Below are 13,953 nucleotides of genomic sequence, written 5' to 3' on the forward strand. Positions count from 1 at the left end.
GTCGACCATGAACAACCAGACTGATCTGATCGAATACCTGCTGCGCCTCGGCGACAGCGCCCTGATCCAGGGCCAGCGCCTGTGCCAATGGTGCGGCAAAGCCCCGGCGCTGGAAGAAGAACTGGCGTTGATGAACGTCGGCCTCGACCTGGTGGGCCAGGCGCGCAACTGGCTGGAATACGCCGCCGAACTGCTGAACGACGGTCGCGACGCCGATCACCTGGCGTTCCGCCGTGATGAGCGCGCCTACCGCAATCTGCTGCTGGTGGAACAACCCAATGGCGATTACGCGGTGACGATCCTCAAGCAATTCCTCTACGACGCCTGGCACCTGCAAGTGCTCAGCGGCCTGAGCCAGTCCAGCGACGAACGCATCGCCGGGATCGCCGCCAAAGCGGTCAAGGAAGTGACCTATCACCTGCGCCGCTCCGGCGAATGGGTCGAGCGCCTGGGTGACGGCACCGAGGAAAGCCATCAGCGCATGCTCGCGGCCATCCCCGAGGTCTGGCGTTTCACGGTCGAACTGACCAGTGCCGATGACAGCGAACAACGCCTGTGCACCGCTGGCATCGCCCCGGACGCCGCGCAAGTCGCTGCGGCGTGGCAAGCCAAGGTCAACGAAATCTTTGTCAGCGCGACCCTGCCCGTGCCTGCCGCGCCGAGCTTTTTCTACCTTAATGCACGCAAAGGCCTGCACACCGAACACCTCGGCATTCTGCTGGCCGAGATGCAATTCCTGCCACGAGCCTATCCCGATGCAACCTGGTGAGCTGATCGCCAGCGACCAGGGCGCGCGGCCGGCTCAGCCGACCGACCTGGCTGCCGCGTGGGCAACTCTGGCGCAGGTCATGGACCCGGAAGTGCCGGTGGTCAGCGTGGTCGACCTCGGCATCGTGCGCGATCTCGATTGGCAGTCCGGGCACTTGCACGTGGTGGTCACGCCGACCTACTCCGGCTGCCCCGCTACGGAAGTGATCGAGAGCGACATTCGCGAGGCGCTGGAACTCGCCGGGTTCAAGGCACCGCAACTGGAGCGCAAATTGACCCCGGCCTGGACCACCGACTGGATCACCGACAGCGGTCGCGAACGCCTGCGCGCCTACGGCATTGCGCCGCCCGAGGGCAGCACCAGCAAACGCAGCCTGCTCGGCGAAAGCCCGGTGATTGCCTGCCCGCAATGCGGCAGCGCGCACACCGAAGTGCTCAGCGAGTTCGGTTCCACTGCGTGCAAGGCGTTGTACCGCTGCGTCGATTGTCGGGAACCGTTCGACTATTTCAAGTGCATCTGAGCGGCAATCGGCCGTCCCAGCAGGAGAACAATAATGAGCAAATTTCACAGCCTGATCATCAAGGATGTGCGCGCCGAGACCCGTGACGCGGTTTCCATCGCCTTCGAGATTCCGCAACACCTGCAAGACAGTTTTCACTTCACCCAGGGCCAGCACCTGGTGATGCGCACCCAGATGGATGGCGAAGAAGTGCGCCGCTCCTATTCGATCTGCACCGGGGTCAACGACGGTGAACTGCGCGTCGCCATCAAGCGCGTGGCCGGTGGCCGTTTCTCGGCATTTGCCAACGAACAGTTGCAGGCCGGGCACAGCCTTGAAGTGATGCCGCCTGCCGGGCACTTCCATGTCGAACTCGACCCGACTCGCCATGGCAACTATCTGGCAGTCGCGGCGGGCAGCGGCATCACGCCGATCCTTTCGATCATCAAGACCACTCTGCAAACCGAGCCCCACAGCCGCGTCACCCTGCTGTATGGCAACCGCTCAAGCTCCGGTGCATTGTTTCGCGAACAACTCGAAGACCTGAAGAACCGCTACTTGCAGCGCTTGAACCTGATCTTCGTCTTCAGCCGCGAACAGCAGGATGTCGACCTGTACAACGGTCGGATCAATGCCGAGAAATGCGAGCAACTATTCTCCCGCTGGCTCGACGTCAAAGCCCTCGACGCCGCCTTCATCTGCGGTCCACAGGAGATGACCGAGACTGTGCGCGACAGCCTGAAAGCCAAAGGCATGGCGCCTGAGCGTATCCATTTCGAACTGTTCGCAGCCGTCGGTAGCCAGCAGAAGCGCGAGGCCCGCGAGGCGGCCCGGCAAGTGGATGCCGCCGTCAGCCAGATCACCGTCATCAGCGACGGCCGCGCCCTGGCCTTCGACCTGCCACGCAACAGCCAAAGCATCCTCGACGCCGGCAACGCTCAGGGGGCCGAACTGCCCTACTCGTGCAAGGCCGGGGTGTGCTCGACCTGCAAATGCAAAGTCATCGAAGGCGAAGTGGAAATGGACAGCAACCACGCCCTGGAAGATTACGAAGTGGCGGCCGGTTATGTGCTGTCGTGCCAGGCCTTCCCGGTGAGCGACAAAGTGGTACTCGACTTCGATCAGCTCTGATTCAACGCTATCCCTGTGGGAGCGGACTTGCTCGCGAAGAGGCCGCGTCAGTCGACATTTGTGCCGAATGACACACCGTATGCGCGAGCAAGCCCGCTCCCACAGGGGATTGAGGAATGCCCGAGACCTGCTTCACCCCACAACAAAAACAACAACACGAGAGAGCGCGCCATGACACCCAAAGACGTAGAACTCATCCGCCGGCACCCCGACTTCATCCAGTTGGTACGCCGCAAACAGAACCTGTACTGGTCGCTGTCGCTGATCATGCTGGTGATCTATTTCGGCTTCGTTTTGCTGGTGGCGTTCTCCCCCTCCACCCTCGGCCAATCCCTGAGCGGTGGCGTGACCACCGTGGGCATGCTGGTCGGCGTGGTGATCGTGCTAATGGCCTTTGCGCTGACCGGTTTCTACGTCTATCGCGCCAACAACGTGATCGACCCGTTGAATGAAAAGCTGAAACAGGAGTGCGCCCGATGAACCGTCTTCTCGCGTTATTCCTGCTGCCGCTGGCAGTGGTCACCGACATGGCAATGGCCGCCGATGGCGCGTCTCGACCACTGAACTGGAACGCCATCGGCATGTTCCTGGTGTTCGTGCTGTTCACCCTCGGCGTCACCCGCTGGGCCGCCCTGCGCACTCGCTCCGCCAGCGATTTCTACACTGCGGGCGGCGGCATGACCGGTTTCCAGAACGGTCTGGCGATTGCCGGCGACATGATCTCCGCGGCGTCCTTCCTCGGGATCTCCGCCATGATGTTCCTCAATGGTTACGACGGTTTGCTGTATGCGCTGGGCGTGTTGGCCGGCTGGCCGATCATTCTGTTTTTGATCGCCGAGCGCCTGCGCAATCTCGGCAAATACACCTTCGCCGACGTGGTCTCCTATCGCTTGGAACAAACCCCAGTGCGCCTGACTTCGGCCTTCGGCACCCTCACCGTGGCGCTGATGTACCTGGTGGCGCAGATGGTCGGCGCCGGCAAGTTGATCGAATTGCTGTTCGGCATCGACTACCTCTACGCCGTCATGCTGGTCGGCGTGTTGATGGTGTTCTACGTGACTTTCGGCGGCATGCTCGCGACCACTTGGGTGCAAATCATCAAGGCTGTGATGCTGTTGTTCGGCACCACATTCATGGCGTTCATGGTGCTCAAGCATTTTGGTTTCAGTACCGAAGCGATGTTCGCCGGCGCCACCGCCGTGCATGCCAAAGGCAACGCCATCATGGCGCCCGGCGGTTTGCTGTCGAACCCGATCGATGCGATCTCGCTGGGGCTGGGCATGATGTTCGGCACCGCCGGCCTGCCGCATATCCTGATGCGCTTCTTCACCGTCAGCGACGCCAAGGAAGCGCGTAAAAGCGTGTTCTACGCCACTGGCTTTATCGGCTACTTCTACCTGCTGCTGATCATCGTCGGCTTCGGCGCGATCGTCATGGTCGGCACCGATCCGGCGTTCCGCGATGCCAGCGGCGCGATCATCGGCGGCGGCAACATGATCGCCGTGCACCTGGCCCAGGCCGTGGGCGGCAACCTGTTCCTCGGCTTCATCTCGGCGGTCGCGTTCGCCACCATTCTCGCCGTGGTGGCCGGGCTGGCATTGTCCGGCGCCTCGGCGGTGTCCCATGACTTGTATGCCTGCGTGATGCGCAAGGGCCAGGCTACCGAACAGCAGGAAATCCGCGTGTCGCGAATCGCAACACTGTGCATCGGCGTCCTGGCGATCATCCTCGGTTTGCTGTTCGAGTCGCAGAATATCGCGTTCCTCTCCGGCCTGGTGCTGGCCATTGCCGCCTCGGTGAATTTCCCGGTGCTGTTCCTTTCGATGTACTGGAAAGGCCTGACCACCCGTGGCGCGGTCACCGGCAGCCTGACGGGATTGATCTCGGCGATTGTCCTGCTGGTGCTGAGCCCGGCGGTGTGGGTCAACGTGCTGCATTACGACAAGGCCCTGTTCCCCTACTCCAACCCGGCGCTGTTCTCCATGAGTCTGGCCTTTTTAAGCGCCTGGGTGTTTTCGGTCACCGACTCATCACCCCGTGCAGCCCTTGAGCGTGGCCGTTACCTGGCGCAGTTCATCCGCTCGATGACCGGCATCGGTGCCTCCGGCGCCAGCAAGCACTAACAACGACCGACTGATGGCAGGGAATAAAAATAATGAAACCCGCACGTACCACCCCCTACGAATCACTGATTTCGTTAGCCGCTGCATTGAGTCTGCCCATGGTCGCACCCAGCGCCATGGCCGACTTTGTCAGCGACAGCAAGGCCCGTATTGAGATGCGCAACCACTACATCAATCGCGATTTCCGTCAGGACAACGCCCCACAATCGAAGGCTGAAGAATGGGCGCAGGGCTTTACTGCGCGCATCGAGTCCGGGTTCACCGATGGCACGTTCGGCTTCGGCCTCGATGCGTTGGGGGAACTGGGATTGAAGCTCGACTCCAGCGCGAATCGTCGAGGCACCGGGCTGCTACCGTTTGGCCCGAACAGCCATGAACCGGCAGACGAGTTCAGCCAACTGGGACTGACTGGCAAGCTGCGCGTATCCAAAAGCGTGTTGAAGCTCGGCACCCTGCAACCGTTGCTGCCGGTGGCGACCTACAACGACACCCGCCTGCTGGGTTCGACCTTTGAGGGTGGCTTGCTCACCAGTCAGGAAATCAGTGGCCTGACGGTCAATACCGGGCGCCTGACCAAGGCCAACCTGCGTGACTCCTCCAGCAACGATGACATCGGCTACGGCGCCGCCCGCAGCGATCACTTCGACTTTGCCGGCGGCAGCTACGCCTTCAGCCCGCAACTGAACCTGAGCTACTACTACGGCAAGCTCGATCAGATTTATCGCCAGCAATTCGTCGGGCTGGTGCATACCCAGCCTCTGGGCAACGGGTTCAACCTGCGCAGCGACCTGCGTTATTTCGACAGCCGCGGCGACGGTGCCGAACGCGCCGGGCGCATCGACAACCGCAATTTCAACAGCATGTTCACCGTGTCCCATGGCGCACACAAAGTCAGTGCCACGTACCAGCAGTTATCCGGCGACAGCGCCTTCCCGTTCCTCAACGGTGGCGATCCGTATGTGGTCAACCTGGTGACCTACAACACCTACACCCGCGCCGACGAGGATTCCTGGCAGTTGCGTTACGACTATGACTTCGCGGCGCAAGGCATCCCCGGCCTGACCTTCATGACGCGCTACACCGACGGCCGCCATGTCAAGGCGGGCAGCGTCGATAACGGCCGCGAATGGGAGCGCGACACCGACATCAGTTACGTCATCCAGAGCGGCGTGTTCAAGGACGTCAGCCTGCGCTGGCGCAATGTGACCTTCCGTTCCGGCAGTGGCTTGAATACCGCCATCGATGAGAACCGGCTGATCGTCGGCTACACCGTGGCGCTTTGGTAATCCCGAATGGCGCGGTCGCGGCCGCGCCAACACTTTTCATCACCAGGAGCAATCGTGATGTCCTCTTCACCTACACTGCACGCCCCTACCCTGCAAAGTTTCATCGCCGGTCGCTGGATCGGCCAGCACGGTGCCCAGGTGCTGCGCAGTGCCATCGAAGGCCATGAAATTGCGCGCACCCACGAAGAGCGCCCGGATTTCGCCGAAGCTGTCGAACACGGTCGCCGTCAGGGCGTCAGTGGCTTGATGGCGCTGGACTTCCAGCAACGGGCTCAACGTCTCAAGGCCCTGGCTTTGTACCTGAGCGAACGCAAGGAGCAGCTCTACGCCATTTCGCACCACAGCGGCGCGACCCGCGCCGACAGCTGGATCGACATCGAAGGTGGCAACAGCACGCTGTTCACCTACGCCAGCCTCGGCTCGCGGGAATTGCCATCGGGCAACATCGTCCACGAAGGCCCGGCGATGCAGCTGAGCAAACTCGGCACCTTCGCCGGCACGCATATCCTGGTGCCCCGTGGCGGTCTCGCAGTGCACATCAACGCCTTCAACTTTCCGATCTGGGGCATGCTGGAAAAATTCGCCCCGAGCTTTCTCGCCGGCATGCCGTGCATCGTCAAACCGGCCAGTGCCACCAGCTACCTGACTGAAGCCGTGGTTCGGCTGATGGACGAATCCGGTTTGCTGCCGGCGGGTAGCCTGCAATTGATCATCGGCAGCACCGGTGATTTGCTGGATCGCCTGCAAGGCCAGGACGTCGTGACCTTCACCGGCTCGGCCGACACCGCGGCCAAGTTGCGGGTCAACCCGAACCTGATCCGCAACTCGGTGCCGTTCAATGCTGAAGCCGACTCGCTCAACTGCGCGATCCTCGCCCCAGACGTCACTCCGGACGACGAAGAATTCGAACTGTTCATCAAGGAAGTCGCCCGGGAAATGACCACCAAGGCCGGGCAGAAATGCACCGCCATTCGCCGCGCCATCGTTCCGGCCAGACACATCGATGCCGTCGCCACCCGCCTGCGCGACCGACTGAAGAAAGTCGTGGTCGGCGACCCGTCGGTAGAAGGCGTGCGCATGGGTGCGCTGGCCTCTCACGATCAGCAGAAAGACGTCGCCGAACGCCTGGAAAGCCTGTTGCAAAGCAGCGACATGCTGTTCGGCGCCCGCGACGGTTTCGAACCTCGCGGTGAAAACGTCAGCCAGGGTGCGTTCTTTGCGCCGACGTTGCTGCAATCTCGCGATCCACATGCTGAGGGCGGTGCTCACGACATCGAAGCGTTCGGCCCGGTCAGCACCCTGATGGCCTATGACGACCTGGACGAAGCCCTCGCTCTGGCGGCGCGCGGTAAAGGCAGTCTGGTGGCCAGTCTGATCACCAAGGACCCGCAGATCGCGGCCAAAGCAATCCCGGTCGCCGCTGCCTGGCACGGCCGTTTGCTGGTGCTCGACCGCGAGTCGGCCGCCGAATCCACCGGCCACGGTTCGCCTCTGCCACAACTCAAACACGGCGGCCCGGGGCGTGCCGGCGGCGGTGAAGAACTCGGCGGTTTGCGTGCGGTGAAACACTACCTGCAACGCGCGGCGGTGCAAGGCTCGCCGACCATGCTGGCGGCAGTCACCGGCGAATACGTGCGCGGCGCCAAGGTCATCGAAACCGAAGTCCATCCGTTCCGCCGGTTCTTCCAGGACCTGCAGATCGGCGAATCGCTGCTGACCCACCGTCGCACCGTTACCGAGGCCGACCTGGTGAACTTCGGCTGCCTGTCCGGCGATCATTTCTACATGCACTTCGACGACATCGCCGCCAAGGAATCGCAGTTTGGCAAACGCATCGCCCACGGCTACTTCGTGCTGTCAGCGGCGGCCGGTCTGTTTGTGTCCCCCGCGCCGGGGCCGGTGCTGGCCAACTATGGCCTGGACACGTTGCGCTTCATCAACCCGGTGGGGATCGGCGACACGATTCAGGCGCGGTTGACCTGCAAGCGCAAGATTGATCAGGGGAAAAAGAGCCCGCAGGGGATCCCGCAAGGTGTGGTGGCGTGGGATGTAGAAGTCACCAACCAACTGGGAGAGCTGGTTGCCAGTTATGACATTTTGACGCTGGTAGTGAAACGCGAAGACTGATCAGGATTTTTGGTTGATCACAAAGGGTGTGGTCAACCTGAATCCCATGTGGGAGCTAGCCTGCTAGCGATGGACGCTCAGACACCGCGTTCATTCAGACAGCACGCGTTATCGTTGACGTTCATCGCTAGCAGGCTAGCTCCCACAGGATTTCGGGGTTGGCAAAAAATCACGGTTCAATGCTTGCGCAGCCACTCGATAAACAGTGCAAACAACTCCGACTGTGAACCGATCTCCAACTTCAGATAAAGATTCTTGCGGTGCATGCGCACCGTCTCCGGCGAGATGCTCATCTGGCTGGCCGTGGATTTCACGGAATGCCCCCGCAGCACCATGTGCGCCACTTCCCGCTCGCGTTCGGTGAGCAAGTCGCAGCCAAAGTTTTCGAAGGCCGACTGCACGCGTTGCTTGAGATCGTCACGCACGCCCTCATTGACGGCGCTGTGCTGCAAGCCCCGGCGTCCAAATTCGCTGATGAATTCGCGCACCAGCGGCTCGACCGCCCGCAATAGATTCAGTTGCTCAACCCGCAGCCCTTCCCCGCCAAAGCCTTGAAACAGGCTCACCGACACCTGGGTGTCATGGCCGGTATCGACAATGTAAAAACTGTCTTCCGAACTCCCGGCCTTCAAGTAGTAAGTCTTGTAGTACTCACTGTCGAAGAAGTTGTCCGGGGCTATGTCCTCCAGGTGATAAAACCCTTCGGCCAGCCCCTGCTCCACCGCCAGGCAAAAAGGGTCGAGCAGGTAGCCCCCGGAAAAATAGCGGTCGATGATCGACTCCCGGTATTTTTCCGGAATGCCGCGCTGATACAACAGCTGCGGCGGGCGGTCCTTGTGTTCCAGGCTGATCATCACCGATTCGATGGCCACCAGATGCCCGAAGGCCGACGCCAGAAAGCGCAGCGCGTCGGGCTCATCGATATGGGCGAATGCTTGGCGCAGGTCGCCGTGCCATTTATGCAAGGCACCGAAAGGCAATGCGATCAACGTGTCGTCGTTTGGTTTGCTCATGCCCCGCAGTCTAGCGGGTGAGCCGACACCTGGTAACCGCGGAGTCGACGAACTCATTGGCCGAAATACTGGCCGTTCTGCTCAAGCTCACCCGCCACTTCAAGAATGCACACCCGCAGGATCTCGACGATTTCATCCACCTGTGCGCACGACAGGACCAGCGGCGGCGACATGACGTTGAGGTGCATGATCGGCCGCACCAGCAGCCCTCGGGCCTGCGCCCGGGAATGAATCATTTCGCCGATGTTGATCTCGTCGGCAAACAACGCCTTGGTGCGTTTGTCGGCGACGAACTCCACGCAGGCCATGAACTTCTGGCAGCGCACATCGCCCACCAGCGGCAAGTCGCTGAGTGTCGCCAGGCGCTGTTCCAGGTAGGCGCCGACCACGTCGACATGCTCCAGCAGGTTTTCCCGCTCGATGATTTCAATGTTCTTCAACGCCGCCGTGCAGCAGACCGGGTGGCCGCTGTAAGTGAAGCCATGAGTGAAGCAGCGACCCTTGCCAGGCTCGGCGATGACTTTCCAGATACGCTCGGAAAAAATGCAGGCGCCCAACGGCAGATAAGCCGACGTCAGACCCTTGGCCGTGGTGATGATGTCCGGCTGAACATCGAACAGATCATGCGAGGCGAAGAACTTGCCGAGACGCCCGAACGAGGTCACCACTTCATCGGCGACAAACAGAATGTCGTAGCGTTGGCAGACTTCCCACATGCGTTTCAGATAGCCCTTGGGCGGAATGATCACGCCGCCGGAGCCCATGATCGGCTCGGCAAAAAAACCCGCGACCTTGTCCGCGCCGATGGACAGAATCTTGTCTTCAAACTCCTTTATCAGAAATTCGAGAAACTGCGCTTCGTCCATGCCCTCCGGCGCCCGGTAGGGATTGGGGTTGGAGACGTGGTGAATCTTGTCGTTGGCGTAGTCGAATTCCGGCACACGGTCGGCGGTTTTGTTGCCGATCGACATCGTCAGGGTGGTGGAGCCGTGATACGCGTTGAAACGGGCGATGACGTGCTTCTTTTCCGGTTTGCCGCGGCAGTTCTGATAGTACTGAATCAACCGGTACGCGGTGTCCACGGCGGTAGAGCCGCCGGTGGTCAGGAATACGTGATCGAGATCGCCGGGAGCGAGGCTGGCGAGTTTCTCGCACAACTGGATGGCGACGTTGTTGGACATGTCGGAAAACGGGTTCGAGTACGCCAATTGACGGACCTGATCGGCAATCGCCAGTGCCATTTCTTCACGGCCCAGACCGATGTTCGTACACCACATGCCGCCGACCGCATCGAGAAAGCGGTTGCCCTGGGCGTCGTAAATATAGGCTCCGTCACCGGCCACAATGTTCAGCGCGCCCTGTTCGGCGTGTTCGTCGAACATGTGATAGCCGTGCATGTAGTGCGCTTTGTCGGCTTTGACCAGTTTCGCGTTATCAATGTCAGACACAATTTTCTTGATTGGAGTCGCCATACAAAAACCTCAAACCGAACAATTAATCGATCAAATTCCGCTCTTCACCGTGCTCCAGACGCGGGTCATGGCGCGCATCTCTTTTGCGTCCTGCGTCTTTTGCGGAAACAACCGCTGGCGCGTTTCGTCATCGGGATAAATCGCCGGGTTGTTGCGCACATCGGCGTGCACCAACGGCGTGGCCGCCGCGTTGCTGTTGGCGTAATGAATGAAGTCCGTCACGTCGGCCATGACTTGTGGCTGCATCAAGTAATCGAGGAACTTGTGCGCGTTGGCCACATGGGGGGCATCGGCGGGGATGTACAGGTTGTCGAACCAGATCAGCGAGCCTTCCTTGGGAATGAAATAGGCCAGCTTGATCTTCAACTTGGCCTCTTCGGCGCGGGCCATGGCAGTTGCGTAGTCGCCCGACCAGGTCATGGCCATGCACACATCGCCATTGGGCAGGCTGGTCAGGTAATTGACCGAGTCGAACTTGCGGATGTAAGGCCTGATGGACAACAGCAACGCTTGCGCCGCTTCCAGATCGGCCGGCGCGGCGCTTCTCGGGTCGCGTCCCAGGTACTTCAGCGCCAGCGGAATGACTTCAGTGGGCGCATCGACCAGGGTCACGCCGCAATCGGCGAAGCGCGAGACGATTTTCGGATCGAAGATCATCGCCAGCGAACCAATTGGCGCGTCGGGCATACGCTCCTTGATCTTGTCGACGTTATAAGTAATGCCGTTACTGCCCCAAGTGTAAGGCGCCGAGTACAGCGTGCCGGCATCAAAGCCCTGCAAGTCCTGCAAGACTTTCGGGTCAAGGTTGGTCCAGCCCGGCAACAACTTTTTATCGAGCGGCTGGAACACTTTGGCCTTGATCAGCGGCGGTGCAAGAGAAGCGTTCAACACCACCAGGTCATAGCCGGAGTGACCGGTGAGCAACTTGGCCTGCACCGTTTCATAGGCATCAAACGTGTCGTAAATCACGCGGATGCCGGTGGCTTTCTGAAAGTCGGCAATGGTTTTTTCGCCGATGTAATCCGCCCAGTTGTACAGCCGCAACGTGTTGTTATCGTCCACTTCGGCGCCGTGGACGGCTACCGACAGCGGCACAAGTAACGCACCAAGCATCACCAAGAAGGCCTTGCGCATAGCAAATTCACCTTATCAAGCGAGTTCCGATCTGGATGAGCGGATGAATCCACTATTGGTCGATTCAGCCAACCGCGCCATACCCCGAATGGGTGTGTGAGCCTTGCGATGACCCGACATGGCAAAAAGCAGCAGTTTCGTTGACCTGTTTTGTCATAGATCCAGCGCCGGTCCCGCGCTTAGAGTGCCCTGCATAGAGATCACCCAGGGCACGTACATGAACGACCTGATCAAACAAGAACGACACGAAGGCGTCCTGACGCTGACCTTTGAACGTCCCGACAAACTCAACGCGCTGAACAACAGCATGTACACGCAGTTGGGCGACCTGTTGCTGGCCGCGGATGAAGACGCCGACGTCGGCGTGATCATCCTCACGGGTGGCGCCGCCTGCTTTACCAGCGGCAACGACCTGGCGGATTTTCTCCAGCATCCGCCGACCGATCTGGACAGCCCGGCGTTTCGCCTGATGCGCGTGGTGATCAACCTGCAAAAACCGTTGATCGCCGCCGTGTGCGGAGCAGCCATCGGGATCGGCACCACCCTGCTGCTGCATTGCGATCAGGTGCTGGTCACGCGCAATACCCGGTTGCGCACACCGTTCGTGAACCTGGGCCTGTGCCCGGAGTTCGGCGCAAGCCTGCTGTTGCCGCGCCTGCTCGGCCATGCCCGGGCGGCACGCTTGCTGTTGTGGGGTGACAGCCTGGACGGTGAAGCCGCCGTCGCGTGCGGATTGGCCAACGAACTGTTCGACGACGGGGCACAGTGTCTGGCAGCCGCCGAGCACATGGCTCGTCGACTGCTGGCGCTGCCCCAGGAATCCCTGCGTCAGTCCCGGCAATTACTCAAACAGACCTCGATGCCGGAACTGCAAGCCACCATTCGCCAAGAGAACTTGCTGTTCATCAAGCGCCTGCAAACCCCGGAAGCGCAGGCGGCGTTGAACGCACTCCTTAATCGCACCATTGAAAAGAACCCATCGACAGGAACGCCTTCATGAACACCCCAGACGTATTCGTTGTCAGCGCCGCACGCACAGCCATCGGCTCCTTTGGCGGCTCGCTCAAAGATGTCCCGCTGGCCGATCTGGCGACCACGGCCGTCAAGGCCGCCCTGGAACGCTCCGGCGTTGACCCGGCGCAAATCGGCCATCTGGTGATGGGCAACGTGATCCCGACCGAAACCCGCGATGCGTACATCTCCCGGGTCGCCGCGATGAACGCAGGCATCCCGAAGGAAACCCCCGCCTACAACGTCAACCGCCTGTGCGGTTCCGGCCTGCAAGCCATTATCAGCGCGGCCCAGACCTTGATGCTGGGCGACGCCGAGATTGCGATCGGCGCCGGTGCCGAGTCCATGAGCCGCGGCCCGTACCTGATGCCGTCCGCCCGTTGGGGTGCACGCATGGGCAATGTCCAGGCCATCGACTACATGCTGGGTATCCTGCATGACCCGTTCCACGGCATCCACATGGGCATCACCGCCGAGAACATCGCCCAGCGCAATGGCATCACCCGCGACATGCAAGACGCCCTCGCCCTGGAAGATCAAAAGCGTGCCGCGTTCGCCATCGCTAATGGCTACTTCAGTGAGCAGATCGCGGCGGTGGAAATCCGTGGTCGCAAGGAAACGACGCTGTTCAGCATCGACGAACACCCGCGTTCCACCTCCCTGGAACAACTCGCGCAGATGAAGCCAGCGTTCAAGAGCGACGGTTCGGTCACGGCCGGTAACGCCTCGGGCCTGAACGACGGCGCCGCTGCATTGGTCATGGCAACAGGCAACGCGGTCCAGGCCAACAACCTGCGTCCACTTGCCCGCCTGGTCAGCTACGCCCATGCCGGTGTCGAGCCGGAACTGATGGGCCTGGGCCCGATTCCCGCCACGCGCCTGGCGCTCAAACGCGCAGGTCTGACGACCGCGGATATGGACGTGATCGAAGCCAACATCGCCTTCGCCGCCCAGGCCTGTGCAGTCAGTCAGGAACTGGATCTCGACCCGGCCAAGGTCAACCCGAATGGCTCGGGCATTTCCCTCGGTCACCCGGTGGGCGCTACCGGGGCGATGATTGCCACCAAAGCCATCCACGAACTGCAGCGCATCAACGGGCGATATGCGTTGGTGACCATGTGCATTGGTGGTGGTCAGGGGATTGCGGCGATTTTTGAGCGGGTTTAAACGTCAGTGCGACGGTGATTGAACGTCGCAGACTCCAGGTTGCAGGGCAACCCTGCAACCTCAGGCCGGATGGTATGCACTCTGATTTTTTATCAGGGCAAATGCGTCTGTTCGGTGCTGCTGTAGGTGTTGCTCGCATTGCTTAAAAAATTGGTGTCCTTGCGGTTACCGCCGACCATCTGACGACCGGATGCACAAATCATTTGCCACTAAATATTACC

General features: G+C 60.7%; 12 protein-coding genes. 9 read left to right on the forward strand and 3 right to left on the reverse strand.

Translation table 11 applies throughout. The features are described from left to right. The first annotated feature begins 7 nt into the window (after positions 1 to 7). From paaC to paaZ, 7 genes are all read left to right on the forward strand, one after another. A complete protein-coding gene (gene paaC / locus DJ564_RS22235) occupies positions 8 to 769 on the forward strand; it encodes a 1,2-phenylacetyl-CoA epoxidase subunit PaaC (protein ID WP_109633351.1) in 762 nt (253 codons plus the stop codon). Further along, a complete protein-coding gene (gene paaD / locus DJ564_RS22240) occupies positions 756 to 1,289 on the forward strand; it encodes a 1,2-phenylacetyl-CoA epoxidase subunit PaaD (RefSeq protein WP_109633353.1) in 534 nt (177 codons plus the stop codon). The genes paaC and paaD overlap by 14 nt, the downstream gene beginning before the upstream one ends. Positions 1,290 to 1,322: 33 nt before the next feature. After that, positions 1,323 to 2,399 (forward strand): 1,2-phenylacetyl-CoA epoxidase subunit PaaE, encoded by a 1,077-nt coding sequence (gene paaE / locus DJ564_RS22245; RefSeq protein WP_109633356.1) that lies wholly within the window; start codon positions 1,323 to 1,325, stop codon positions 2,397 to 2,399. A 171-nt stretch (positions 2,400 to 2,570) separates the two neighbouring features. Beyond that, positions 2,571 to 2,879 carry a DUF485 domain-containing protein gene (locus tag DJ564_RS22255; RefSeq protein ID WP_109633358.1) on the forward strand — a complete coding sequence of 103 codons (309 nt, stop codon included), beginning with the start codon at positions 2,571 to 2,573 and terminating at the stop codon, positions 2,877 to 2,879. Beyond that, the gene (locus DJ564_RS22260) at positions 2,876 to 4,522 is read left to right on the forward strand and encodes a cation acetate symporter (RefSeq protein WP_109633360.1); all 1,647 of its coding nucleotides are present in this window, start codon (positions 2,876 to 2,878) and stop codon (positions 4,520 to 4,522) included. Before DJ564_RS22255 ends, DJ564_RS22260 begins: the two co-directional genes overlap by 4 nt. Before the next feature lie 32 nt (positions 4,523 to 4,554). Beyond that, complete coding sequence (locus DJ564_RS22265; protein WP_109633362.1) at positions 4,555 to 5,808, forward strand: OprD family porin; 1,254 nt, start codon at positions 4,555 to 4,557, stop codon at positions 5,806 to 5,808. Positions 5,809 to 5,865: 57 nt separating this feature from the next. Beyond that, a complete protein-coding gene (paaZ, locus tag DJ564_RS22270) occupies positions 5,866 to 7,935 on the forward strand; it encodes a phenylacetic acid degradation bifunctional protein PaaZ (protein WP_109633364.1) in 2,070 nt (689 codons plus the stop codon). Positions 7,936 to 8,111: 176 nt separating this feature from the next. Here the strand turns inward: paaZ and DJ564_RS22275 are convergent, their stop codons facing one another. The 3 genes from DJ564_RS22275 to DJ564_RS22285 are packed head-to-tail and all read right to left on the reverse strand — an operon-like array spanning position 8,112 to position 11,554. After that, complete coding sequence (locus DJ564_RS22275) at positions 8,112 to 8,948, reverse strand: LuxR C-terminal-related transcriptional regulator (protein WP_256597447.1); 837 nt, start codon at positions 8,946 to 8,948, stop codon at positions 8,112 to 8,114. Positions 8,949 to 9,001: 53 nt separating this feature from the next. Next, the gene (locus DJ564_RS22280; RefSeq protein ID WP_109633368.1) at positions 9,002 to 10,420 is read right to left on the reverse strand and encodes an aminotransferase; all 1,419 of its coding nucleotides are present in this window, start codon (positions 10,418 to 10,420) and stop codon (positions 9,002 to 9,004) included. 30 nt (positions 10,421 to 10,450) lie between these two features. Further along, positions 10,451 to 11,554, reverse strand: coding sequence for a polyamine ABC transporter substrate-binding protein (locus DJ564_RS22285; RefSeq protein ID WP_109633370.1), 1,104 nt, complete (start codon positions 11,552 to 11,554; stop codon positions 10,451 to 10,453). A gap of 217 nt (positions 11,555 to 11,771) precedes the next feature. Between DJ564_RS22285 and DJ564_RS22290 the strand changes: the two genes are divergently transcribed. Both DJ564_RS22290 and DJ564_RS22295 read left to right on the forward strand, forming a co-directional pair. Further along, a complete protein-coding gene (locus tag DJ564_RS22290; protein ID WP_109633372.1) occupies positions 11,772 to 12,554 on the forward strand; it encodes an enoyl-CoA hydratase in 783 nt (260 codons plus the stop codon). After that, positions 12,551 to 13,732, forward strand: a complete 1,182-nt coding sequence (locus DJ564_RS22295; RefSeq protein ID WP_109633374.1) for an acetyl-CoA C-acyltransferase family protein — start codon at positions 12,551 to 12,553, stop codon at positions 13,730 to 13,732. Before DJ564_RS22290 ends, DJ564_RS22295 begins: the two co-directional genes overlap by 4 nt. The last annotated feature ends 221 nt before the right edge of the window (positions 13,733 to 13,953 follow it).

Source organism: Pseudomonas sp. 31-12, from assembly GCF_003151075.1.
Taxonomy (GTDB): Bacteria; Pseudomonadota; Gammaproteobacteria; order Pseudomonadales; family Pseudomonadaceae; genus Aquipseudomonas.